This is a genomic window from Sphaerisporangium sp. NPDC049003, assembly GCF_043197795.1.
In the GTDB taxonomy this organism is placed as follows: Bacteria; Actinomycetota; Actinomycetes; order Streptosporangiales; family Streptosporangiaceae; genus Sphaerisporangium.
Window position 1 is genome coordinate 82,691 of the sequence record NZ_JBICTU010000016.1, and the last position, 23,057, is coordinate 105,747.

The following is a 23,057-nucleotide window of genomic DNA, read 5'->3' on the forward strand; positions in this document are numbered from 1 at the left end:
CGGGGGGGGGTGAACGGACCTTCCCGGCTCAGACCACGGCGCCCGACCCTTCCCGGCGCCGGGGCGCGCGCCGATCGGCGGGCCGGGGAGGCGGTCGCCGGCTGAACCTCTCCAGTTCGACCGCGCCGGGCCCGGCCACGAACGCCGAGGACAGCGTGCCGGCCACGATGCCGATGAGCAGCGCGATCGCGAAGTCCCTCAGCGAGTCGCCTCCGAACACCGCCAGCGCCGTGAGGATGAACAGCGCCCCGATGCCCGTGTTCACCGTGCGCGGCACGGTCTGCAGGATCGCGTCGTTCACCACCTCGGCGAACCGTGCCGTACGCCGCCCCGCCCACAGCTCCCGTACCCGGTCGAAGACGACGACCTTGTCGTTCACCGAGTACCCGATGACGGTGAGCATCGCGGCCAGGAAGACGCCGTCGACCGGCTTGCCCAGCCAGGCGAACGCGCCGAGGACCACGGCCCCGTCCACGACGAGCGCCAGCACGGCCGCCGCCCCGAACGTCCACCTGAACCTGATCGCCAGGTACAGCAACTGGGCCGCCAGCGCCACGCCGAGGGCGATGAGCGCGTCTCGGCGCAGTTCCGCGCCGAGGCTCGGGCCGATCAGCTCGTCACGCCGCTTGGTCACCTCGCCCGCCTTCGCCTCGATCGCGCTCTCGATGCGGGCCACGTCCTCGGCGCTGATCTGCCCGGTACGTACGGAGATCGCGTCGCCGGACGTCTGCACGACCGCCGAGCCGAAGCCCGCGTCCCGCACCACCTGTCTGGCCACGTCCGGGCTGACCTGCCCGGACGTGGCGTACTCCACGATCCGCCCGCCGGTGAACTCGACGCCGAAGTTCAGGCCACGGGTGAACAGCCCGGCGGACGCAGCCACGAGCACCACGCCCGCGATGGCCAGCCAGACCCGCCCTCCGGCCATCAGGTCCGGCTTGCGGGCGGCGAGCCAGGCCCTGACGCGCCCCGTCGAGCCGAGGCCGGAGATCCGGGGGCCGATCCTGCCGATGACCACCTGGGTCAGGGCCCGCGTGATCAGCATCGCCGAGACCAGCGAGGCGAGCACGCCGATGGCCAGTGTCACGCCGAAGCCCTTGACCGGTCCCGAGGCCAGCCAGATCAGCAGGCCGGCGGCCAGCAGAGTGGTGATGTTGGAGTCCGCGATCGCGCTCCAGGCGTTCTTGAAACCTCGGTCCAGGGCGTACCTGAGGCCGCGCCCTGGGGCCTGGCCGTACTCCTCCCTGGCGCGCTCGAACACCAGCACGTTGGCGTCCACGGCCATGCCGATCGCCAGGACGAACCCCGCCAGGCCGGGCAGGGTCAGCGTGGCGCCGAGCGCGACCAGCGCGGCGTACGAGATGAGGCCGTAGGCGCCCAGCGCGATCGCGGCGAGCAGGCCCACCAGCCGGTAGACCACGACGACGAACAGCGCGGTGAGTGCCACGCCGACGATCGCGGCCTTGGCGCTGGCCTCGATCGCCTCCGCGCCGAGCGTCGGGCCGACCGTGCGCTGCTCGACGAGGTCGAGCGGTACGGGCAGCGCGCCGCCCTTGATCAGTACGGCCAGGTCTCGCGCCTCCTCAGGCGTGAAGGAGCCGGAGATCTGCGTGGAACCGCCTGGAATACCCGTTCGGCACGGCACGGACGGGTCCACCTGGGGCGAGGAGATGATCTCGTCGTCCAGCACGATCGCCACCCTGCGCCGGGGGTCGCCGGCCGGCTCGCAGGCCGCCGCCCCGGTCAGCCGCTGCCACGCACCCGCCTCGCGGAACTCGACGGTGACGAACCAGCCCAGCCCCTGCTGGGGGTCGCTGCGCGCGACGGCGTCCGTCACGCCCTCACCGCTGACGGCGGGCGGACCGAGGCGGAGCCGCTCACCTGATTTGTCCGCCTTGGCACCGGGATCGCCGGCCTCGGCCACGCCGAGCACCGGATGGAACATGAGCTGTGCGGTCCTGCCGATGACCTCGGCGGCCTTGCGCGGATCGAGCACGCCGGGCAGCTCGGCGATGATCCGCTTCTCTCCGGACCGTACGAGGGTGGGGTCGACGACGCCGAGCGCGTCCGCCCGGCGCCGGAGCACATCGAGGGCACGGTCGGCGGCGGCGTCCGCCTTGACCGTCGGGGAGTCCTTCGTCTCGAAGACGAGCTGAGTACCGCCGCGAAGGTCCAGGCCGAGGCGCGGGGCCATGGTCAGGACCGGCAGCAGGGAGATCGCGATGACGGCGAGCGCCATCACCGCACGCCACCTGGGCGCGCGTGACATGGGAAGCCTCCACAGGCTTGTCGAGATGGGGGATGCGTCAGAGCGCTGTGGAGGGTGGCGCCCGCGCCGGGCGAACCGTGTGACCCGGCTGTACGGGCGCTTGGTCGCGGTCCGCCGCGACCGCCGCGACCGAGCGCGTGCCGTGGTGCCGCGAAGCGGCGGGGACGGCGGCGAGCCCACCGTGCGGAGCCTGCCCCCCGGCCCCCGACCGGAAATCGGCCCCGGTCCCGGCGGGCAGGACCTGCCGCACCTCGGGGCCCTGCGGAACCGGCGAAGTCGCGGCAGCCTCAGCACCCCCGGAAACGGCGGCCTCGGGGTGCGCGGGAGTGGCGAACTGGGGGTGGGTGAGAGCGGCGACCGGCGAATGCGCGGGCTCGGTGAGCTGGAGGTGGGCGAGGGCGGTGCCTGGGTGGTGCCGCGCGGGAGCGGCGAGAGCGGCGGCTGGAGTCCCGCCGGCGACCAGGAAGATCGAGAACAGCAGCAGGAGCAACGCGACGGGCGATCTTCTCCGCACGGCCCCTCCTCTCCCGATTGGGGTTCACCGTACCCGGTACGTCCAGAAACCGCGGCCCACCCGGTATGCCCAGGAACCGCGGCCCTCCCGGTACGTCCAGGAACCGCAGCCCACCCGGTATGCCCAGAAACTGCGGCCCACCCGGTACGTCCGGAGAACCCGGCTGTGAAGCCGTACCCGGTGGGGGCTTCCGTAGCGGTGGTTCACGGGGGCTCATCGGGCAGTAGAGCGGGCATGTGCTCTTTTCCGCGGGCTGGGCTATGGTCGGCTCCATGGCGACCTGGGGGCGTAGCGCGCACGGGTCCACCGCCTTCACATCGGTGGTGGGCCTGCTCCTGCTTGCCCTGGCCCTCGTCGCCTCCACCCCGGCCTGGTACGAGAACGACCCCGGTGCCGAGCCTTCCGGCGTCGCCACCGACGTGTGGGCGCCCACGGGCTGGATCGTGGAGACATCGACCACGCCGCCGATGTCGTACCCCGGCCTGGAGCACCCGCCCGCCCACTGGCTTCGCCAGGCGCCGGCGCCCGATGCGGGCGCACCCGCGTCGCTCCTCGTCCCCGTGTGGCCCGATCCGGGCGCGATCCGCAGTCCCCAGCAGACGGCTCATCGCACCGCGGGCTCCCGCAGCCCGCCCCAGGCCTAGCCGGAGCCGGTTCTTCCGCTCACACGGCCCAGTCACACGGCCCAGCCGGATCCGCGACCACGGACTCGTCCTTGCGGACACGCCCCGGATACGCCCGCACGCGCCCGGACACCCCGGATATGCACGGACACGCACGGCGCGACCTGCCGACCGCGTGCCCGTAGCTCGATGCGCGGCAGCGCACCGACGCTCCGGCCGTGGGCCGGGGCTGGGCGCGCGTAGGCGCATGAGTCACCCCGTACCCGATCAGGTGTACGGCGGGAAGACCGCGCCCAGACCCGGTGAGGCCGTACGGCGGTGCAGGAAAGGCCGCGTCCAGCCCTGAGCCCCGGTACCGGGTTCCGGGTTCCGGCTACCGGGCTCCGGGCTCCGGGCTCCGGGCTCCGGGCTCCGGCTCATCGTGAAAGTCCTACGGGCCCGCGTGGTCACGCGAGGTCCGCACCCATACCCCGGCTCGCGCCGTGCCGCGCGCGGGGCCTCGTCAGGCCCCGCGCGGGCGGGCGCCGCCCACCCATCGAGTGAGGAGTCATGCCGTCATGGCCGAGATCAAGTCAGTGCACAGCCTCATGGAGGACTACCAGCGGCACGTCACCCGGCTGGAGGAACTCCGCCAGCTGCTGGAGGAACGGCTCGTCGTGGCCAGAGCCGAGCTCCACCGGCTCAGCGAGCAGCGGGCCGGGCACAGGGGAACCTTCGCCTCGGCCCCCGGAGGCGCACCCGGCGGCTCCGGAAACGCCCCGAGCGGCTCCGGAAACGCGCCGAGCGACTTGGGAAAGGCCCCGAGCGGGTCCGGGAAGGCCCTGTACGATCACGGCGGCTCCGGGGACGGTGCGGGTGGGTCCCTCCGGCAGGTACGCCTGCACGTCATCGAGATCGAGTCCGCGATCGAGCGGATGGACCGAGGGCTTTACGGCACCTGCAAGCAGTGTGGAGCGTTCATCCCGCTGAAGGAGCTGTTGCGCGCTCCGCATGAGCAGCGGTGCGCCGCCTGTGCCGACGCCGAACGCACTCGGTCGACGGCATGAAGGCCACCGGCGGCCACGCGAGCACCGGTCGTCAGGCCGCCCTCGACGGGCTTCCCTCAGCGGTACGACCTTCCCGAAAGGGGTCAGGAACCATGAAGGCCGACGAGGAGAGGACCCGGCTCAGCCGGCTGCAGGTCCGCGTTCTCCGGGAGGAGATGGAGACGCAACTGGTGTGGCGGACCACCCAGCTGAGCGATCTGAAGGGCTCGATCGAGAACGGCGACGTGCAGGACATCTCGCGGCAGGAGGTGCTCGCCGACATCGCCGCCACCGGCCGCGTCATCGCGGAGATCCGGCGCAGCCTGGACAAGGTGGACGACGGAACCTACGGCCGGTGCGCCGGCTGCGGGTCGGGCATCCCGTTCGACCGGTTGAAGATCAGGCCGCTCAGCCGGTACTGCATGGCCTGCCAGCTCCGGCACGAGTCCCGCTGACCGCCCCGGGCTCACCCGCCGGCCCACCAGGCCGAGGCCATGCCCACCGCCCCTGACCCGCCTGCCCGCCCCACCCCGGACGGCGGGCGGGCCAGGGGCGACCCCAAACCGATACCTGCGAAAACCGCTGTCGTCAGGCCCCCGATCGCTAGCATCCGGGCTGTGTCGAAAAGGTCGCTCACCTATTGGTCGCCCCGTCCGCGCGTGCCCGGTGCCCGTGCGCCGTGGATCGTGGCGCAGTTCCTCCTGTCGTTGTGCCTGGTCGCCGCGTGCGCCTCGTCTCCGGACGCCGCCGCCTTGCCCAGCGGGCAGGATCTCGTCAGGAAGTCCTCGGAGGCGATGCGGTCGGTGCGGACCGTCGCCTTCACGATCGCGACCGAAGGCAAGCCTCCCGTCCCGGTCAAGCACGCCGAGGGCTCCTTGACCAGGGAGGCTGACGCCAAGGGCACGCTCCAGATCGACGTCCTCGGTAACCTTCAGGAGCTCGACTTCGTCCTCACGGGCGACACCGTGTACTTCAAGGGTCCCACCGGCGGATACCAGACGATGACCCGCGAGGAACTGGCCGGCATCTACGACCCGTCGGCCATCCTCAACCCCGACAAGGGGGTCGCGCACCTGCTCGCCACCGCGTCCGACCCGAGGGCCGAGGCCGAGGAGCAGATCGGCGGCGCGGACGCCTACCGGGTCGCGGTGAACCTGTCGCAGCAGGCCATCGCCACGCTGGTGCCGGGCGTGAACCAGGGGGTGAACGGCCAGGTGTGGATCGACAAGGCGACGAACCGCCTGCTCAAGGCGAGCCTGCCCATAGGCGGCGGCACCAACGCGGGCACGGTCGTCGTCACCTTCAGCGACTACGACGCCCCGGTCACGATCACCGCCCCGCCGAAGTGACCCGATGACCACCCCTTCCCGTCTCGATGACCGCCGGAGCGAGCCGGCGCCGCCCCACCACGATCACCGCCCACGTCCTTCCGAGCCGGCGAGGTGAGCCTGTGACCACCCCGTCCCATCCCGTCGCGGGAACCACGTCCGCCGGGCCGTCCGCGCCCGGTCCCGGCGCCACCCGCCGGGTGGCACTGGGCGTCGGGGGCACCGCCGTGCTGCTGGCCGCGCTGGACGCGTACGTCGTCGTCACCGTCCTGATCGACATCGCCAAGGACGTGGGGGTGCCGCTCAACCATCTCGAACGGGCGACACCGGTCGTCACCGGCTTCCTGCTCGGCTACATCGCGGCGATGCCCCTGCTCGGGCAGCTCTCCGACCGGTACGGGCGGCGCCCGCTGATCCACGCGTGCCTGGCCGGGTTCGCGGCGGGCTCGGCGGTGACGGCGCTCGCCGGGTCGATCCCGATGCTGACGGCCGGCCGTACGCTCCAGGGGATCGCCGGCGGGGCGCTGCTGCCGATCACCATGGCCCTGGTCGGCGACCTGTGGGACGAGCACGCCCGCCCGGTGGCCCTCGGAGCGGTCGGGGCCGCACAGGAGCTGGGAAGCGTTCTGGGCCCGCTGTACGGCGCTGGGCTCGCCGCCCTGGTCGGATGGCGCGGGATCTTCTGGGTGAACCTCCCGCTCGCCCTCCTCGCGGCGATCGCCGTCCACCGCACGGTGCCTCCCCCTGCCGCCAGGACCGGCCCCCGGGCGCGCGTCGACGTCGTGGGCGGGCTGCTACTCGCGCTGGCGCTCGGCCTGCTCGTGGCCGGGCTGTACAACCCCGAGCCGGACAAGGCGGTCCTGCCCTCCTGGGGCGTGCCGGCCATCGCCGCCGGGGTGGTCGCCGCCGCGCTGTTCGTCGTGTGGGAGCTGCGCTCGACGACCCGCCTGCTGGACATGTCGGGCGTGCGGCGTGGCCCGTTCTTCGCCTCGCTCGCGGCGAGCTCCCTGACCGGTGCCGCGCTGCTCGTCACGCTGGTGGACGTGCAGCTCACGGCGCAGACGCTGCTCGGCAAGGACACCGTGGGCGGGGCACTGGTGCTGTCGAGGTTCCTGGTGGCACTCGCCGTCGCGGCGCTGGCCGGAGGCGTGCTGGCCCGCCGGTACGGCGAGCGCGTCGTCGCCGTGGCCGGACTGGTCGTGGCCTGCGCCGGCTACGCGCTGATCTCGCGATGGCCCGTCGGCCTGGCCGCCGCGGAGTACCCCCTCGGGCTCCCCCGGGTCGACGTCGACCTGGTCATCGCCGGTCTCGGGCTCGGCGCGGTGATCGCCCCGATCTCCTCGGCGGTGCTCCGCGTGACCCCCGCGGGACGGCACGGGGTGGCCTCGGCCGCGGTCGTCGTGGCCCGCATGATGGGCATGCTGCTCGGCGTCGCCGGGCTCTCGGCGTGGGGCTTCCACCGCTTCCAGTCGCTTACCGCGCACCTGGACACTCCGCTGCCGTTCGGCGTCGAGCCCGCGGAGTACGCCCGGCGCCTCGCCGCGTACACCGCCAAGGTCAGCGAGGCCCTGCACACGGAGTACACCGAGATCTTCCTGCTGACCGCCGTCCTGTGCGGCATCGCCGCCCTGACGGCCCTCGCCCTCCCCCGCCGCTCCGCCGAGAGCGCTGGGTAGGCGGGAGCCGTCGACCACCCCTCACACCCGACGGGACTCCGAAGCGTCCCGAAACGCCGCGGGACCCCATGGAGCAGCCATGGGGTCCCGCGGCGGGTCGTCGAGGGTGGTCACTTCTTCTTGGGGGCTCCGCGCTTCTCGCGGATGCGCATGGTCACCTCGACCGGGGAGCCGGCGAAGCCGAACTCCTCGCGGATGCGGCGCTCGATGAAGCGGCGGTAGGTCTCCTCAAGGAAGCCCGAGGTGAACAGCACGAACTTGGGCGGCTCGGTCGACGCCTGGGTGGCGAAGAGGATCTTCGGCTGCTTGCCGCTGCGGACCGGCGGGGGCGTGGCCGCCACCAGCTCCGACAGGAAGGTGTTCAACCGGCCCGTGGACACGCGCGTGCTCCAGGATTCCAGAGCGCGCTCGATCGCCGGGACGAGCCTTTCGACGTGCCGCCCGGTCTTGGCGGAGATGTTGACGCGCAGTGCCCACGGGACGCGGACGAGCTGGCGGTCGATCTCCTTCTCCAGGTAGTAGCGCCGGTCCTCGTCGACCAGGTCCCACTTGTTGAACGCGACCACCATCGAACGGCCCGACTCGATCACCATGCTGATGATGCGCAGGTCCTGCTCGGTGAGCACGTCGGAGGCGTCGATGAGCACCACGGCGACCTCGGACCGCTCCAGGGCGGCCTTGGTGCGCATGCCCGCGTAGAAGTCGGCCCCCTGGAGCTCTCGCTCGCGGCGCCTGATGCCCGCGGTGTCGACGAAGCGCCAGGGCTTGCCGCCGAGCTGGATCAGCTCGTCGACCGGGTCGCGGGTGGTGCCGGCCATCGGGTCGACCAGCACCCGCTCCTCGCCCGCCAGCTTGTTCAGCAGGGAGGACTTGCCGACGTTGGGCTTGCCGACCAGGGCGATGCGCCGGGGGCCCCGCTCGGCGCCGAAGCGCTGCGGCGGCGCCTCCGGCATGGCGTCCAGCAGGATGTCGAGCAGGTCACCGCTGGAACGGCCGTGCAGGGCCGAGACCGGCTGCGGCTCGCCCAGCCCGAGCGACCACAGCGACGTGGCCTCCAGCTCCATGCGCTGGTCGTCGACCTTGTTGGCGGCCAGCACGAGGGGCTTGCCCGAGCGCCGGAGCACCGCGGCCACAGTCTCGTCGGCGTCGGTGACCCCGACCGTCGCGTCCACGACGAAAAGGATCACGTCGGCCAGCTCGACCGCGATCTGCGCCTGCTCGGCGATGCGCAGGGCCATGCCGGTGGCATCGGGATCCCACCCGCCGGTGTCGACGATGGTGAACCTGCGGCCTCGCCAGGTGCCCTCGTACGTCACGCGGTCGCGGGTCACGCCCGGCACGTCCTCCACGACCGCCTCGCGGCGGCCGATGATGCGGTTGACCAGCGTGGACTTGCCCACGTTGGGACGCCCGACCACGGCCACCACAGGGAGCGGACCGAAGTCCGGCTCCTCCTCGGTGGCGACGCCGTCGTCCTCGAACTCCGCGATATGGGCCTCGATCCAGCCGCCCTCGTCGCCGTACTCCCCCGTCACGTCACGTCCGTTTCCATTTGTGCTCACTCTTCTCCAGCGGCTCGGCGGGACGGGACGTCCTGCGCCCGCCGCACGGCGTCACCGGTCAGGTGCGCTCTTTCACAAGTCTCAGGACCTCGGAGACGACCTCTTCGAGGTTGAGCTCCGTGGTGTCGAGCTCGATCGCGTCGGCCGCCATCACCAGAGGATCGGCCTTACGCGTCGAGTCCAGGGTGTCACGGCGGGCCATCTCGGCCTGCTGCGCCGCGACCGTCGTGCCGGTCAGCTCGGCGGTGCGGCGCCGGGCGCGGGCCTCGGGGCTCGCGGTGAGGTAGACCTTGACCGGCGCTGCGGGGGCCACGACCGTGCCGATGTCACGGCCCTCGACAACGATATCGCCCTCACCGATGATGGCGCGCTGCTCGGCGACCAGCCGGCTGCGGACCTCGGGGACGGCACTGACCGCGGAGACCGCGGAGGTGACCTCGTGGGTGCGGATCTGGACCGCCACGTCGACGCCGTCGACGGTGACGCCGGGAGCGTCGGGGTCGGTGCCGATGACGAGCACGGGCTCGGCGGCCCGGTCGGCGAGCGCCGCCGGGTCGGCCGGATCGACGCCGTGCTCCAGCATCCACCACGTGATCGCGCGGTACATCGCCCCGGTGTCCAGATAGCGGAACCCCAGCGCGCGCGCCACGCCGCGCGAGGCGCTCGACTTGCCCGACCCCGAAGGGCCGTCCATGGCGACGACCAGTGCGGTCACGGCATCTCCCTCTGCGTCCCGATTGAGTTGTCCGCAAAGAGGTTACCGGGAAACGTCCACCACCCGGGCATCGTCGCCCCTACGGGACGTGCCATCCGTGCTCGCGGAGGGCCGTGGCCAGAACCTCGGCCGACTCGGGCTCGACGGACAGCTCGGCGGCGCCCAGGAGCAGCCCGGGGGCGTGCTCCAGGCGGACGTCCTCGATGTTGACCCCGGCGTCCTTGGCCGCCTGGAACAGGCGGGCAAGCTCGCCCGGACGGTCGCCGACGAGGACCTGGACCACCGCGTACGACCCAGGGGGGCCGCCGTGCTTGCCGGGGATCCGGCTCTGGCCGGTGTTGCCCCGCCTGAGCAGCTCGGTGACCCCGCCGATGGCGGCGCCGTCGTCGACGGACACGGCGCGCAGGGCCGCCGCGGCGGCCGACAGATCGGTGGCGACCGCCTCCAGGATCTCGGCCACCGGGCGGGCGTTGCCCGACAGGATGACGGTCCACATGCCCGGGTCTCCCCCGGCGACGCGGGTGACGTCGCGCACCCCCGGCCCGGCGAGGCCGAGCGCGGTGTCGGAGGCCTCGGCCAGGCGGGCCGCCATGGCCGCCGCCGCCACATGCGGGGCGTGCGAGACCAGGGCGACCGCCTCGTCGTGGGCGACGGGATCCACCTGGACGGCGTTCCCCCCGCACAGCTTGATCAGGGACAGGACGGCCTCGACGGCCCGCGCCGAGGTCTCAGGCCCCGGGCAGTACGCCCAGGGGCGGCCGAGGAACACGTCGGGGCGCGCCGCGGCCGGGCCGGACCGTTCGCGACCGGCGAGCGGGTGCCCCGCGACGTAGGTGCTCATGTCGCAGCCGAGCTCGGCCGCCTGGGCGATGGGCAGCGCCTTGACGCTGGCCACGTCGGTGTAGAACCGGGCAGCCTCGGTCTTCTGCAGGTCGAGCAGCCACTGCGCCACGAACTGGGGCGGCACGGCGACCACGGCGAGATCGACGCGCTCGCCGCCTGGCGCCCACTCTTCACCCGCCCCGAGCTCCCGCGCCAGCACGACGGCCCGGGGGTCCTGGTCGGCGAGCTTGACCGTGACCCCGTGCCCCCGCAGGGCGAGGGCGACGGAGGTGCCGATCAGGCCGGTGCCGACGACCAGGACGCTCCGGATGCCGGTCGGTTCGTCGCTCACTGGGCGATGTCCACTCTCAGGGCGACGGCCCCGCGGAGGTACACGTGCTGGATCTCGTGGCGGGGCCGGTCGGTCTCCACGTGGGCCATCAGGCGCACCACGCGCGGCAGCGCGCCCGGGACGTCGATCTCGCTCGCGCAGATCAGCGGCACGTCGTGGAAGCCGAGCTTACGGGCGGCGAGCGCGGGGAACTCCGCGGTGAGGTCGGGCGTGGCCGTGAAGATCACGCTGATCACCTCGGCGGTGGTCAGGCGGTTACGCTCCATGACCTCGCTGACCAGCTCGGTCACCGCGACGAGGATCGCCTCCCGGTCGTTGGAGTCGATCTGGGTGGCACCCCGGATGGCCCGCACCATGTCATCCCCTTCTCACTGCCGCCCGGCCAGGCCCTGCTTTCCGGACAGATTACATTCCCACGACGGCGTAAAGGTCGCCGACCTCCTTGAGCGTGAGCGACCGCACCGTGCCCGGCTTGAGCCGGCCCAGCTTGACCGGCCCGAACTCGATGCGGGCCAGGTCGATCACGTTGTGACCTTCCTGCTCCAGCATCCGGCGGACGACGTGCTTGCGGCCCTCGTGGAGCACGATCTCGACCAGCGCCTGCTGGCCGTGCTCCTGGACGATCTTGAAGTCGTCGGCCTTGGCGACGCCGTCCTCCAGCTCGACACCGCTCTTGAGCCTGCGGGCGAGGTCACGCGGGATCGGCCCCGGCACCTTGGCCCAGTATTTCTTCTGCACGCCGAAGCTGGGGTGGGTGAGCCGGTGGGCCAGCTCGCCGTCGTTGGTCAGGATGATCAGGCCCTCGGTCTCGGTGTCGAGACGCCCGACGTGGAACAGCCGCTCGGTGCGGTCGGCCACGTAGTCGGACAGGGCGGGACGCCCCTCGGGGTCGGACATCGTGCTGACGACGCCGATCGGCTTGTTGATCGCGAAGTAGACGAGGTCGGGCGCGGTCGGGATGCGCTTGCCGTCGACATGGATGATCTGCTTGGCGGGGTCGACCCGGGCGCCGAACCTCCGCACGACCTGGCCGTCCACGGTGACGCGGCCCTCGCCGATCATCTCCTCGCACGTGCGGCGAGCCGCCACGCCGGCCTGGGCGAGCACCTTCTGCAGGCGGATGCCGTCGGGCACCTCGGTGGTGTCGCGCTCGTCGACGTAGTCGGACGGGAAGAAGTCGGGGTCGCGCAGCGGCTGGCGGGAGGTCTTGAACGCGCCCGCACGCTCGGGACGGTCCGCCTGGCCGCGCCCCGCGAAGCCTCCGCCCGCGGGGGCTCCACCGCGCGTCGCCTTGCCCCGGCCCGCCGGAGCTCCGCCGCGACCGGTCAGGCCACCCGGACGGCCCGCCTGTCCGCCCGTACGACCGGACTGGCCGCCCGTACGGCCAGGCTGTCCACCGGAACGGCCAGGCTGGCCGCCCGTACGGCCCGGCTCCGGACGCCCGTAGCGGCCACGGGAGGGACCTTCCACGCGCCCGATGGTCTGGACCTCGTCACGCCGGTCACGCCCCTCGTAGCCCCCACGGGAGCCGCCCCTGGAGTCGCCCTGGTAACGGCCCTCCTCGCGGCCCGGACGGTCGCGGCCGGTCTCGTCCCTGCCGTACCGCTCGCGGGAGCCGCCCCGGCCGGCGCGGAAGGAACCCCTGTCGTCCTCACGGGAGAAGGTGGGACGATCGCCACCGGAAGAGCCACCGCGGAACGACCCGCCACGGTCGCCACGGGAGGAACCCGCGCGGTCACCGCCGTACGATCCACCGCGGGCGGAACCGCCACGGTCGTCGCTGAAGGAGCCACGGCGGTCGCCGCCGGACGAGCCCGCGCGATCGTCGCGGAAGGAGCCGCGGCGGTCGTCGCCGCCGGGCCTGCCGAACCGTCCCCTGGAGCTCTGGGGAGCCGCTCCGGAGTCGCGGTAGCCGCCGCGGAAACCCTCGCGCGGGCGGAAGCCACGGTCGTCGCCACCGCTGGAGGCGCCGCGGTCGTAGGAGCCGCGGTCGGACGCGCCGCGGTCGTAAGAGCCACGCTCATAGGAGCCGCGCTCGGAGGCGCCGCGCTCGGAGGCGCCGCGATCGTAAGAGCCGCGTTCGGACGCGCCGCGCCCGGAGGCGCCGGGCCGTTCGTCGGAGCGGAAGGCGTCGCGGCGGTCGCTCCCGCCGCGGGACCCTCCCCAGGAGCCGCCCTGAGCGCCTCCTCGCGGGCCTCCGGCGCCCCGGAAGCCGCCGGAGCCACCTCGGGACCCGGCACCTCCCCTCGCGCCTGAGGCACCGCCTGGGGCGCCGCCGCGTCCTCGACCGCGTCCATCACCGGACGGGGTACCACGCCTGTTGTTCACTTCGGTTGCTCCTCTAGGTTTTCCACGTCGTCGGGGAGGAACGGGGCGAGCGCGGGGAGCTCTTCGAGACTCCGCAGCCCCAGCCTCTCCAGGAAATACGAACTTGTGCGGTAGAGCACCGCCTGGCTCTCGGGGTCGGTGCCGGCCTCCTCGACCAGCCCGCGCGCCGTCAGGGTGCGCATGACGCCGTCGCTGTTGACGCCCCGTACGGCGGCGACCCTCGCCCTGCTCACCGGCTGGCGGTAGGCCACGACCGCGAGGGTCTCAAGAGCGGCCTGCGTCAGCCTGGTCTGCTGCCCGTCACGGACGAACCGCTCCACGAGGGCGGCGCATTCGGCCCGCGTGTACAACCGCCAGCCGCCGGCGACCTCCCGGAGATCGAAACCACGGCCCTGCGCGGTGTATTCCCCCGACAGGTCCGCCAGTGCCTCGGCGACCTCCCGCGAGGGGCGTTCGAGCACCTGGGCCAGGGTGACCTCGGCGACCGGCTCTTCGACCACCAGCAGGATCGCCTCCAGAGCCGCCCGCAGGCTCGGCTCGGGCTCGGCGGTCTCGCCCGTGTCCTCAGGACTCATCGGCTGCATCTTCGCTCTCTTGGCCGCCGGCGCCCGGTGGGCGCCGCCTGCTCTCATGGCCCTCCGGGATCTCGTCGCCCGGGGAGCCCTCGTCGTAGTCGTCGGCCACCGCGACGTCTCCGTCGTCGGCACCGGTCCAGGTCACGTGCAGATCCCCGAGCGGCTCGATCTGCTCGAAGGAGACCGCGGCCTCCCGGAAGAGCTCCAGGACGGCGAGGAAGCGTGCGATCACCTCGAAGGTGCCCGCACAGTCGGCGGTCAGGGCCCGGAACGTGGCCGTGCGCATGCGCCGGAGCCGTGCCACAAGGATAGCCGCTTGCTCGCGAACGTTGGCGACCGGCTGATAGATGTGGGCGGTGGAGACGGAGGGCGGGAGCTTCGGGGTGAAGACCCTTGCGGCGATGCGGGCCAGGCGATCGGGGCCGATGCCGAGCACCAGCTCGGGCAGCAGGCCGGCGAACCGGGGCTCCATCGGCACCACGCGGGGGAAGCGCAGCGCCTCCTCGGCCATGCGCCCGGCGAAGACCTTCGCCACCTCCTTGTAGGCCCGATATTGCAGGAGGCGGGCGAACAGCAGGTCACGGGCCTCCAGCAGCGCCAGGTCCTCCTCGTCCTCGACCTCGCCGGTGGGCAGCAGCCGGGCGGCCTTCAGGTCGAGCAGGGTGGCCGCGACGAGCAGGAAGTGGCTCGCCTGGTCGAGGTCCCATTCGGGGCCCATCGAGCGGATGTGGGCGATGAACTCGTCGGTCACCTGGTGCAGCGACACCTCGGTGATGTCGAGCTTGTGCTTGGAGATCAGCCCGAGCAGCAGGTCGAACGGACCCTCGAAGACCTCCAGGTGCACCTGGAAGGCATCGGGCCTGGCCTGGCCGGTCGCGGGCTGCTCGGTCACCGCCTCATTGTCGCGCACGCCGGGCGCGGTGGCGCTCAGTCGTCCTGCGACCACCGGGCGAGAACCTCACGGGCCAGCTCGCGGTAGGCGGTGGCGCCCATGGACGCCGGGTCGAACTGGGTGATCGGCTCCCCGGCCAGCGTGGCGTCGGGGAACCGCACGGTGCGGTTGATCACCGTGTGGAACACCTTGTCGCCGAAGCCCTGCATGATCGTGGCGAGGACCTCCCGCGCGTGGAGCGTGCGCGGGTCGTACATCGTGGCCAGGATGCCGTCGATCTCCAGGTTCTTGTTGAGCCGCTCCTGGACCTTGGTGATCGACTCCATCAGCAGGGCGACGCCGCGCAGCGCGAAGAACTCGCATTCGAGCGGCACCATCACACTGTGCGCGCAGGTCAGGGCGTTGACGGCCAGCAGGCCGAGCGACGGCTGGCAGTCGATGAGGCAGATGTCGTAGTGGGGAAGCAGCGGCTCCAGCGAACGCCCGAGGGCGTACTCCCTGGCCACCTCGTTGACGAGCCTGATCTCCGCGCCGGAGAGGAATATGTTGCTCGGCAGCAGGTCCATGCCTTCGACGCTGGTGCTGAGGAGCACGTCCTCGGCGGTGACGTCGGGCTCTTCCATGATCAGGTCGTAGACGGTCGACTCCAGCGGGCGGGGGTCGATGCCCAGCCCCACCGACAACGCGCCCTGCGGGTCGAAGTCGACCAGCAGCACCCTCTGGCCGCACTCGGCGAGCGAGGCCCCGAGGTTGATCGTCGTGGTGGTCTTGCCGACGCCGCCCTTCTGGTTGACCATCGCCACGACCCGCGCGGGGCCGTGCGTGGTGGGGGCCACCGGCTCAGGGAAGACAGGGCGCGGACGCCCGGTTGGACCCAGAATGCCCTCGTTCCTGGTTTCGCCCCAGGATGCGTCGGGCGCACCGGGGACCTCCCGGATAGAAGCGTCTGTGGTCGCAGTCACCAGTTGAACCTCCCTGACGGCCCCGAACCGGACCGTCCGGACGGACACTATGGGGTCGGCACGTATGCGGCAAGGCGACGCGCCCTAGAGCTATGAAGTTGGATGCCGAACCCGGGAATGGGCCGCCGCATATGCCTCACGGAGCCTGTCGACGCCGACCAGCGTGTAGACCTGGGTGGTCGCCACCGAGGCATGGCCGAGCAGTTCCTGGACAACCCTAACGTCAGCTCCCCCGTCGAGGAGGTGAGTTGCGAACGAATGGCGCAACATGTGCGGGGAAACCCCGGCGAGGCCCGCACGTTCCGCGGCGGACTGGAGCACCTCCCAGGCGCCCTGGCGGGTGAGGCGCCCGCCCCGGGCGTTCAGGAACAGGGCCGCCGTGCCGCGCCCGTGCGCGGAGATGAGCGGGCGCGCGCAGGCCAGGTACGCCCCGAGGGCCTCGCGGGCGAACCTGCCGAGGGGGACGACCCTCGCGCGCCCGCCCTTGCCCCGCAGCCGTACGTTCTCGGCCTCGACGTCCTCGACGGTGAGCCCGACGGCCTCGGAGATCCGCGCGCCCGTGCCGTACAGCACCTCCAGCAGGGCCCGGTTGCGGTGGGTGAGGGGCGCGTCCTCCGGGCCGGCGGCGGCGATGAGCCGCTCGACCTCGGCGACCCCGATGGCCTTCGGGAGATGGCGCAGCCTGCTGGGAGGGTGCACCTCGTGGGCGGGGTCGTGCGCCGTGACCCCCTCCCGCACCGCGAACCGGTGCAGACCGCGTACGGCCGAGACGGCCCTGGCGGCCGAACTGGCCACCAGGGCGGGATGGTGCTCGTCGCCCTCGCGCAGGGCCGTGAGGAACGCCAGGACGTCGCCCTCGGCCACGTCGCCGAGGGTCAGGCACCCGCGCGAGCGCAGGTAGCGGAGGTAGCGGCTGAGGTCACGCCGGTAGGAGGCGAGCGTGTTGGCCGCCAGCCCTCGCTCCACCGAGAGGTGGGCGAGGTATCCGGCGAGCACGGCCTCGGTGTCGGCGTAGGGGCTCAGGACGGGGACCTCCTGTCAGGCCTCCTCGGCGTCGGCGGGACGCAGGGCGGCGAAACCGTCCGACAAAGCGGCGTACGCGGCGAGAATACCCGCGACGGCCGGTGAATTGTGGATCATTCCCGCCAGCGCCCTGTTCACCCCTTCTGCCAGGGGTATCCACACAACCGGCATGTCGACCTCCTCGTGCCGCCGCACGAAGCCGTTCTCCTCTTCGGGGATCTCCGAGAGGTCGCGGGCGAGGAAGACGCGGATGCGCTCGTCGGCCATCCCCGGCGAGGTGTAGATGTCGAGCAGGGTGTGCCAGGTGGCCGCCCGGTAGCCCGCCTCCTCGGCCAGCTCGCGCGCGGCGCAGTCGACCAGCGGCTCGCCGGGGACGTCGCGGATGCCGGCCGGCAGCTCCCACAGCATCCTGCGGACCGGATGGCGGTACTGCCGCAGCAGGAGCACCCGGTCCTCCTCGTCGAGCGCCACCACGGCGACCGAGCCGGGATGGACCACGTAGTCGCGGTCGGCGACCTCGTCCCTCGGCATGCGCACGGTGTCGGTGCGCACCGAGATCACGTAGGCCTCGAACCGCTCCTTGGAGTCGAGGACCTCCCAGGACGCCGGCACGTCGTGGACGTCGTCCACGGTCAGCCCCAGGGCCGCGGGTCCCTGCCCGCCGCCGCTCACGCGCCCCTCCCGGCCTTGGTGGCGCTCTCCCGCACGTCGGCGTACGTCAGAGCGGCCTCGATGAGGCCGCTGAACAGCGGGTGCGCCCGGGTCGGGCGGGAGCGGAACTCCGGGTGCGCCTGGGTGCCCACGAAGAACGGGTGGATGCCGGTGTCCAGCTCGGCGTACTCGACCAGGCGGCCGTCGGGAGACAGGCCGGAGAAGACCATGCCGACCTCCTCCAGCCGCTCGCGGTAGGCGTTGCCGACCTCGTAGCGGTGGCGGTGGCGCTCGTCGGCGCTCCCGCTGCCGTACAGCCGCCGCACGATCGAGCCCTCGGCGAGCCTGGCGGGGTAGAGGCCGAGCCGCATGGTGCCGCCCATGTCGCGCTCGCCCGCCACGACGTCCTCCTGGTCGGCCATGGTGGAGATCACCGGGTCGGCCGTCTCCGGGTCGAACTCGGTGCTGTTGGCCTGCTCGACGCCGGCCAGGTTGCGGGCGGCCTCGATGACCATGCACTGCATGCCGAGGCAGATGCCGAGCAGCGGGATCCGCCGCTCGCGGGCGTGCCGGATCGCGCCGAGCTTCCCCTCGATGCCCCGGACCCCGAACCCGCCGGGGACGAGCACGCCGTCGACGCCGTCGAGCTCGCGGGCGGCGCCCTCGCCGGTCTCGCAGTCGTCGCTCTTGACCCAGCGGATGTTGACACGGGCGTCGCAGGCGAAGCCGCCCGCGCGCAGCGCCTCGGTGACCGACAGGTACGCGTCGGGCAGGTCGATGTACTTGCCGACCAGCGCGATCGTGACCTCCTTGGCCGGGCGGTGCACCCGGCGCAGGAGCTGGTCCCACTCGTGCCAGTCGACGTCGCGGAAGGGCAGGCCGAGGCGCCTTATGACGTACGCGTCCAGGCCCTCGGAGTGCAGCACCTTGGGGATGTCGTAGATGCTGGGGGCGTCGATCGCCGAGACCACCGCGTCCTCGTCGACGTCGCACATCAGGCTGATCTTGCGCTTGAGCGAGGTGGTGATGGGCCGGTCGGAGCGGCAGACGATGGCGTCCGGCTGGATGCCGATGCTGCGCAGGGCGGCGACCGAGTGCTGGGTGGGCTTGGTCTTCAGCTCGCCGCTCGGGCCGATGTAGGGCAGGAGCGAGACGTGCAGGAAGAAGACGTTGTCGCGGCCGACCTCGTGGCGGACCTGGCGGACCGCCTCCAGGAACGGCAGCGACTCGATGTCTCCGACGGTGCCGCCGACCTCGGTGATGACCACGTCCACGTCGGGGCCGGCCATGCCGCGGATGCGGTCCTTGATCTCGTTGGTGATGTGGGGGATCACCTGCACGGTGTCGCCGAGGTACTCGCCGCGCCGCTCTTTGGCGATGACGTTCGAGTAGACCTGGCCGGTGGTGACGTTGGCCGAGCCGTGCAGCTCGGTGTCGAGGAATCGCTCGTAGTGGCCGACGTCGAGGTCGGTCTCGGCTCCGTCGTCTGTGACGAACACCTCACCGTGCTGGAACGGGTTCATCGTCCCAGGGTCGACGTTGAGGTAGGGGTCCAGCTTCTGCATGGTGACCCGCAGGCCGCGAAGCTTCAGCAGGCGCCCCAGGCTGGAGGCTGTGAGCCCCTTGCCGAGACTGGAGGCGACGCCTCCGGTGACGAACAGATGCTTGGTGTTTGCGGCGCTGCGCAAGGAGGGTCTCCCGTGGTCCGTTGTGATCGTGGCCGTCCCGACGGGCGACCCCGTGTCCACGGGCTCTCAGAATATCAAAGGACGCTTGCGAAGTGCCCGAACATCCCCCGGGCGTCCGTTCCCAGCATCCTAACCACGGAGTAACTTTTCCGGTTATGTCACCCCGTGATGCACTACGCCGGATATTCGGCTGCCTGATCCACCGTGTCTGGGCCGCGATCCGCGCGACCGGCGCGGTCACCCCCAAGTCTCCGGCCGGGTACCGGTTCCGCCGTCTCGGCGAGGGTACCTGCCTGGCCTTCCCCCAAGGAGCGATCTTCGGAGAGGCGTGGATCGAGATCGGCGACCACACGCTGGTCGGCGAGCGCGTCTCCATCTCGGCGGGGATGGGACCGGGCGTCGACCTCGGCCCGGACTCCATCGTCCGCATCGGCGGGGGCTGCTCGATCGGCAGGGGCAGCCACATCGTGGGCCACCAGTCCATCGACATCGGCGACGACGTCTTCACGGGGCCCTACGTCTACATCACCGACCAGAACCACGTCTACGACGATCCCGAGATGCCGATCGGCCGCCAGTGGCCGCGCAACAACCCGGTGTCCATCGGCGCGGGCTCCTGGCTCGGCGCCGGCGCGATCATCCTGCCGGGCACGCGGATCGGCAGGCAGTCCGTCGTCGCGGGCGGCGCCGTCGTGCGCGGGGAGTTCCCCGACCACTGCGTCATCGCCGGCGTGCCTGCGAAGATCGTCCGCCGGTACTCCCCGGAGGACGGCTGGCACGTCTCCCCCGCCGCCGGTGAGCCGAGCGCCCTTGGAGCGCTCCTACCGGGGGCGTGCCCGTCCTGAGCCCTCCCGCCGGCCGGCCGTCCGGAACCCGGCCGTCCGGTGCTTGGCTGTCCGGCGCTTGGCTGTCCGGCGCTGGACTGTCCCGTGCTTGGCTGTCCGCAACCCGGCCGTCCGGTGCTTGGCTGTCCGGTGCTGGACAGGCGCCGCCGCCGCCGGTGATCTGGACCGCGCCGCGCCCGGCGGCTACGGTCACGACATGCGGACGCCGATCTGTGAGAGGTTCGGGGCCGAGTTCCCTCTGTTCGCGTTCAGCCACTGCCGGGACGTGGTCGCGGCGGTCACCAACGCGGGCGGGGTCGGCGTGCTGGGCGCGGTCGCCTACTCCCCCGAGCAGCTCGACCGCGAGCTCTCCTGGCTCGACAGGCAGGTGCGCGGCCGGCCGTACGGCGTGGACGTGCTGGTGCCGGGGAAGATCGACCGGTCGGTCGCCGAGCCCGGAGCCCGGCTCCTCGACTTCATCCCCGAGGTCCACCGCGACTTCGTCGCCCACCTGTTCTCCAAGTACGGGGTGAGCTCGGACAAGAGGTTCAAGGCGGGGCAGGCCGGCCCGCCCGGCGCCAAGGCCGACGAGATCGGGCGCAGGGTCACGCACTCGGGCGCCACAGGGCTCATCGACGTCGCCCTCAAGCACCCCGTCGGCCTGATCGCCAGCGCGCTCGGCACGCCGCCCCCCGTCATGGCCGGCAAGGCGCGGGCCGCGGGCGTCCCGGTGGCCGCGCTGGTCGGCACGGTGGAGCACGCCCGGCGCCAGGTGGCCGCCGGGGCCGATCTGATCGTCGCCCAGGGCACAGAGGCGGGCGGTCACACCGGAGAGGTCTCCACGATGGTGCTGGTCCCCCAGGTCGTCGACGCGGTGGCGCCCGTCCCCGTGCTCGCGGCCGGCGGCATCGCGAGCGGGCGGCAGATGGCCGCGGCCATGGCCCTCGGCGCCGAGGGCGTGTGGTGCGGCTCGGTCTGGCTCACCACGGAGGAGGCCGAGACGCCCCCGGTCCTCAAGCGCAAGATGCTCGGCGCCACCTCGCTCGACACCGTGCGCTCCCGGTCCCGTACGGGCAAGCCGGCCAGGCAACTGGCGTCGGCCTGGACCACCGAGTGGGAGGAGGCCCCCGAGAGCCCGGGGGCGCTGCCGATGCCGCTGCAGATGCTGCTCGCCGAGGGCGCGCTCGCCCGCATCGCCGAGGCGGCCGAGAGCGGCGAGCCGGGCGCCCGCGAGCTGGCGAGCTACTTCGTCGGCCAGGTGGTCGGCCAGCTCAACCAGGTCAAACCGGCTCGCCAGGTCGTCTACGAGATGATCGAGGAGTTCACCTCGGCGGTCGAACGCGTGAGCGGGATCACCCGATCCTGATTGTTCCGGGGAACGCGGGGCAGCCGCTCCTTCGTCTTCCTTGTCAGGATGCGTCAGAACGTGTCGCGACACTTCGGGACGCTTCAGGACGCTTCAGAACGCAAGGACTGTGGAGGTGCGATGCTCGCGGCGCTGACCGGCCTCGGGCTGTCCACGGCGGCGGGGCTCAACGCCTACATCCCGCTGCTCGTGGTCGGGCTCCTGGCCAACTTCACCGACGTCGTACGGCTGCCGCAGGACTACGCGTGGCTGACCAACGGCTGGGTGATCGCGATCATCGGCGTGCTCCTGCTCGCCGAGGTCGTGCTCGACAAGGTGCCGGTCGTCGACCACGTCAACGACATGATCCAGACGGCGGTGCGCCCGGCCGCGGGCGGCGTGGTCTTCAGTGCCACGCAGGCGGCCTCGCAGCTCGACCACTCCACCTGGATGAGCCACAACCCCTGGGTGAGCTGGGTGCTCGGCATCGGCGTGGCGCTCGCCGTGCACGTCATGAAGGCCTCGGCCCGGCCCGTCGTCAACGTCTCGACGGCCGGGGTCGGCGCTCCTGTCGTCAGCTCCATGGAGGACGCCGGGTCGCTCGGCATGAGCCTGGTCGCCGTCTTCTTCCCCGTGCTGGTGATCGTCGCGCTGGTCCTGCTGGCCGTGCCCGCCTGGTGGGCGATCCGCGCGCTGCGCAGGCGCCGCGCCCGCCGCCGGGAACGTCTCCCCCAGCCCACCTGACGCGGCGCCCGCTAGCGGGCGGTCGACGCCCGTACGTGCAGTTGCGCGGGGACGACGACCGGCCCCGGGGTCTCGTCGCCGTTGAGGCGGGCGATGAGCAGCTCGACGGCGGCTCTGCCCGTCTCCTCCGGGGCGAGGTCGAGCGCGGTGATCGCGGGCTGGGCCAGGCGGGTCTGCTGCGCGTCCGAGCCGGCCGCGAGCAGCAGGTCGCCGGGCACCGCCACCTCCAGCCGCCGCGCCTCGGCCAGGACTCCGGCGGCATGGCGGCCGGTCTGGCAGTAGATCGCGTCGGGCCGCCTCCGTTTGCCCGTCAGCAGCCGCCGGGCCGCGTCGAGCCCGCCCTCCTCGCCCGCCGCCTCGGGGACGTGCAGCACCCTCGCCGGCATCCGGCGGCGCCGCGCCCAGGCGCGGTAGGCCCTTTCGGAGTCGACGTTCCACGCGTTGTCGTCGGTGCCGGCCAGCAGGGCGATGTCCCGCGCGCCGCGCGCCGCCAGCAGGTCGAGCATGCGCTCGGTCTCCACCGTGTCGTCGGGGCCGACCCAGTCGGTGAACCCCGGCCGCCCGGGATCGCGCCCCACGGTCACGACCGGCACGGCCGCGGAAAGGAGCCGGGTGAGGACCGTGTCATCGCGTAACGGGTCGCCGATGACGTAGCCGTCGACGCCGTGGGCGGCCTGGGGGACGTCCGCCCGGGTCATGTCGGGCACGAGCATGAGCCCGAGGCCGTGGTCCAGGGCGGTCACCGCCGCCGCGCCGGCGAAGCGCACGAAGTAGTCGACGCCCACCGGCAGGTACGACCCGATGGCGTCGAGCGGGCGCATGTCGAGGGCCAGCACGCCGGTGCGCCCCCGGCGCAGGCCGCGGGCCATGGGATGGGCGCGGTAGGCCAGGCGGTCGGCGACGGCGAGGACGCGCTGCCGCGTGGCCTCCGACGCGGTCCCCTTGCCGTTCAGCGCGTGGGACACCGTCGTGACGGAGACGCCCGCCTCGCGGGCGACGTCTCTGATCGTCGCGCGCGCCACTCGGGATTCCTGGTCCGGCATAGGGACAGAGTAGAGCGCGATCGGGCCGTCCAAAACCTTTTACTAAAACGTTTTGTGCTGTAGCGTCGCCGCTTACCGCGCCGAAAGAGCCACGTA

The 23,057-nt window shown here is 72.3% G+C and carries 22 protein-coding genes; 8 read left to right on the forward strand and 14 right to left on the reverse strand.

The genetic code is table 11. The features are described from left to right. Nucleotides 1-28: 28 nt before the first annotated feature. Entirely contained in the window at nt 29-2,269 is a 2,241-nt protein-coding gene (gene secD / locus ACGFIV_RS19060; RefSeq protein ID WP_392836437.1) for a protein translocase subunit SecD, read from the reverse strand. A 37-nt stretch (nt 2,270-2,306) separates the two neighbouring features. Then, nucleotides 2,307-2,783 (reverse strand): hypothetical protein, encoded by a 477-nt coding sequence (locus ACGFIV_RS19065; RefSeq protein WP_358550020.1) that lies wholly within the window; start codon nt 2,781-2,783, stop codon nt 2,307-2,309. A 272-nt stretch (nt 2,784-3,055) separates the two neighbouring features. Between ACGFIV_RS19065 and ACGFIV_RS19070 the strand changes: the two genes are divergently transcribed. The 5 genes from ACGFIV_RS19070 (at nt 3,056) to ACGFIV_RS19090 (ending at nt 7,435) form a co-directional block, all read left to right on the forward strand. After that, complete coding sequence (locus ACGFIV_RS19070) at nt 3,056-3,427, forward strand: hypothetical protein (RefSeq protein ID WP_358550018.1); 372 nt, start codon at nt 3,056-3,058, stop codon at nt 3,425-3,427. A 536-nt stretch (nt 3,428-3,963) separates the two neighbouring features. Beyond that, entirely contained in the window at nt 3,964-4,452 is a 489-nt protein-coding gene (locus ACGFIV_RS19075; protein ID WP_358550016.1) for a TraR/DksA C4-type zinc finger protein, read from the forward strand. Between the two features lie 92 nt (nt 4,453-4,544). Next, the gene (locus tag ACGFIV_RS19080) at nt 4,545-4,886 is read left to right on the forward strand and encodes a TraR/DksA C4-type zinc finger protein (protein WP_358550014.1); all 342 of its coding nucleotides are present in this window, start codon (nt 4,545-4,547) and stop codon (nt 4,884-4,886) included. 162 nt (nt 4,887-5,048) lie between these two features. Then, nucleotides 5,049-5,780, forward strand: coding sequence for an LppX_LprAFG lipoprotein (locus ACGFIV_RS19085; RefSeq protein WP_392836441.1), 732 nt, complete (start codon nt 5,049-5,051; stop codon nt 5,778-5,780). Nucleotides 5,781-5,881: 101 nt separating this feature from the next. After that, on the forward strand, nt 5,882-7,435 hold the full coding sequence (locus tag ACGFIV_RS19090) for an MFS transporter (protein ID WP_358550010.1): 1,554 nt from the start codon (nt 5,882-5,884) through the stop codon (nt 7,433-7,435). Between the two features lie 110 nt (nt 7,436-7,545). On the opposite strand, the gene der is transcribed toward ACGFIV_RS19090, so the two are convergent. The 11 genes from der to ACGFIV_RS19145 form a co-directional block, all read right to left on the reverse strand. Beyond that, nucleotides 7,546-8,997 carry a ribosome biogenesis GTPase Der gene (der, locus tag ACGFIV_RS19095; RefSeq protein ID WP_358550008.1) on the reverse strand — a complete coding sequence of 484 codons (1,452 nt, stop codon included), beginning with the start codon at nt 8,995-8,997 and terminating at the stop codon, nt 7,546-7,548. Between the two features lie 58 nt (nt 8,998-9,055). Beyond that, nucleotides 9,056-9,691 carry a (d)CMP kinase gene (gene cmk / locus ACGFIV_RS19100; RefSeq protein ID WP_358550081.1) on the reverse strand — a complete coding sequence of 212 codons (636 nt, stop codon included), beginning with the start codon at nt 9,689-9,691 and terminating at the stop codon, nt 9,056-9,058. A gap of 100 nt (nt 9,692-9,791) precedes the next feature. Beyond that, the gene (locus ACGFIV_RS19105) at nt 9,792-10,886 is read right to left on the reverse strand and encodes a prephenate dehydrogenase (protein WP_358550006.1); all 1,095 of its coding nucleotides are present in this window, start codon (nt 10,884-10,886) and stop codon (nt 9,792-9,794) included. Beyond that, nucleotides 10,883-11,242, reverse strand: a complete 360-nt coding sequence (gene aroH, locus ACGFIV_RS19110; RefSeq protein ID WP_358550004.1) for a chorismate mutase — start codon at nt 11,240-11,242, stop codon at nt 10,883-10,885. The genes ACGFIV_RS19105 and aroH overlap by 4 nt, the downstream gene beginning before the upstream one ends. Before the next feature lie 49 nt (nt 11,243-11,291). After that, complete coding sequence (locus ACGFIV_RS19115) at nt 11,292-13,214, reverse strand: pseudouridine synthase (RefSeq protein WP_392836446.1); 1,923 nt, start codon at nt 13,212-13,214, stop codon at nt 11,292-11,294. After that, the gene (scpB, locus tag ACGFIV_RS19120; RefSeq protein ID WP_358550000.1) at nt 13,211-13,789 is read right to left on the reverse strand and encodes an SMC-Scp complex subunit ScpB; all 579 of its coding nucleotides are present in this window, start codon (nt 13,787-13,789) and stop codon (nt 13,211-13,213) included. The genes ACGFIV_RS19115 and scpB overlap by 4 nt, the downstream gene beginning before the upstream one ends. Further along, nucleotides 13,779-14,681 (reverse strand): segregation and condensation protein A, encoded by a 903-nt coding sequence (locus ACGFIV_RS19125; RefSeq protein WP_392836600.1) that lies wholly within the window; start codon nt 14,679-14,681, stop codon nt 13,779-13,781. The genes scpB and ACGFIV_RS19125 overlap by 11 nt, the downstream gene beginning before the upstream one ends. A gap of 35 nt (nt 14,682-14,716) precedes the next feature. Continuing rightward, nucleotides 14,717-15,643, reverse strand: coding sequence for a ParA family protein (locus ACGFIV_RS19130; protein WP_392836449.1), 927 nt, complete (start codon nt 15,641-15,643; stop codon nt 14,717-14,719). Between the two features lie 90 nt (nt 15,644-15,733). Then, nucleotides 15,734-16,639, reverse strand: a complete 906-nt coding sequence (locus ACGFIV_RS19135) for a site-specific tyrosine recombinase XerD (RefSeq protein ID WP_392836452.1) — start codon at nt 16,637-16,639, stop codon at nt 15,734-15,736. Between the two features lie 42 nt (nt 16,640-16,681). Then, on the reverse strand, nt 16,682-17,338 hold the full coding sequence (locus ACGFIV_RS19140; protein ID WP_358549996.1) for an NUDIX hydrolase: 657 nt from the start codon (nt 17,336-17,338) through the stop codon (nt 16,682-16,684). Beyond that, nucleotides 17,335-19,005: a CTP synthase gene (locus ACGFIV_RS19145; protein ID WP_358549994.1), complete on the reverse strand. Its 1,671-nt coding sequence runs from the start codon at nt 19,003-19,005 to the stop codon at nt 17,335-17,337. The genes ACGFIV_RS19140 and ACGFIV_RS19145 overlap by 4 nt, the downstream gene beginning before the upstream one ends. 155 nt (nt 19,006-19,160) lie before the next feature. Between ACGFIV_RS19145 and ACGFIV_RS19150 the strand changes: the two genes are divergently transcribed. The 3 genes from ACGFIV_RS19150 (at nt 19,161) to ACGFIV_RS19160 (ending at nt 21,918) form a co-directional block, all read left to right on the forward strand. Continuing rightward, nucleotides 19,161-19,850, forward strand: coding sequence for an acyltransferase (locus ACGFIV_RS19150; RefSeq protein ID WP_358549992.1), 690 nt, complete (start codon nt 19,161-19,163; stop codon nt 19,848-19,850). 196 nt (nt 19,851-20,046) lie between these two features. Then, nucleotides 20,047-21,195, forward strand: coding sequence for a nitronate monooxygenase (locus ACGFIV_RS19155; protein ID WP_358549990.1), 1,149 nt, complete (start codon nt 20,047-20,049; stop codon nt 21,193-21,195). A gap of 120 nt (nt 21,196-21,315) precedes the next feature. Continuing rightward, entirely contained in the window at nt 21,316-21,918 is a 603-nt protein-coding gene (locus ACGFIV_RS19160) for a DUF4126 domain-containing protein (RefSeq protein ID WP_358549988.1), read from the forward strand. A gap of 11 nt (nt 21,919-21,929) precedes the next feature. On the opposite strand, the gene ACGFIV_RS19165 is transcribed toward ACGFIV_RS19160, so the two are convergent. Continuing rightward, complete coding sequence (locus tag ACGFIV_RS19165; protein WP_358549986.1) at nt 21,930-22,961, reverse strand: LacI family DNA-binding transcriptional regulator; 1,032 nt, start codon at nt 22,959-22,961, stop codon at nt 21,930-21,932. Between the last annotated feature and the right edge of the window lie 96 nt (nt 22,962-23,057).

Bases quoted from the DNA above. Each gene is read 5' to 3' on its own strand.
- ACGFIV_RS19165 (WP_358549986.1), bottom strand. From the start codon at position 22,961: ATGCCGGACCAGGAATCCCGAGTGGCGCGCGCGACGATCAGAGACGTC.
- cmk (WP_358550081.1), bottom strand. From the start codon at position 9,691: ATGGACGGCCCTTCGGGGTCGGGCAAGTCGAGCGCCTCGCGCGGCGTG.
- aroH (WP_358550004.1), bottom strand. From the start codon at position 11,242: ATGGTGCGGGCCATCCGGGGTGCCACCCAGATCGACTCCAACGACCGG.
- ACGFIV_RS19080 (WP_358550014.1), top strand. From the start codon at position 4,545: ATGAAGGCCGACGAGGAGAGGACCCGGCTCAGCCGGCTGCAGGTCCGC.
- scpB (WP_358550000.1), bottom strand. From the start codon at position 13,789: ATGAGTCCTGAGGACACGGGCGAGACCGCCGAGCCCGAGCCGAGCCTG.
- ACGFIV_RS19070 (WP_358550018.1), top strand. From the start codon at position 3,056: ATGGCGACCTGGGGGCGTAGCGCGCACGGGTCCACCGCCTTCACATCG.
- secD (WP_392836437.1), bottom strand. From the start codon at position 2,269: ATGTCACGCGCGCCCAGGTGGCGTGCGGTGATGGCGCTCGCCGTCATC.
- ACGFIV_RS19075 (WP_358550016.1), top strand. From the start codon at position 3,964: ATGGCCGAGATCAAGTCAGTGCACAGCCTCATGGAGGACTACCAGCGG.
- ACGFIV_RS19160 (WP_358549988.1), top strand. From the start codon at position 21,316: ATGCTCGCGGCGCTGACCGGCCTCGGGCTGTCCACGGCGGCGGGGCTC.
- ACGFIV_RS19155 (WP_358549990.1), top strand. From the start codon at position 20,047: ATGCGGACGCCGATCTGTGAGAGGTTCGGGGCCGAGTTCCCTCTGTTC.
- ACGFIV_RS19150 (WP_358549992.1), top strand. From the start codon at position 19,161: ATGTCACCCCGTGATGCACTACGCCGGATATTCGGCTGCCTGATCCAC.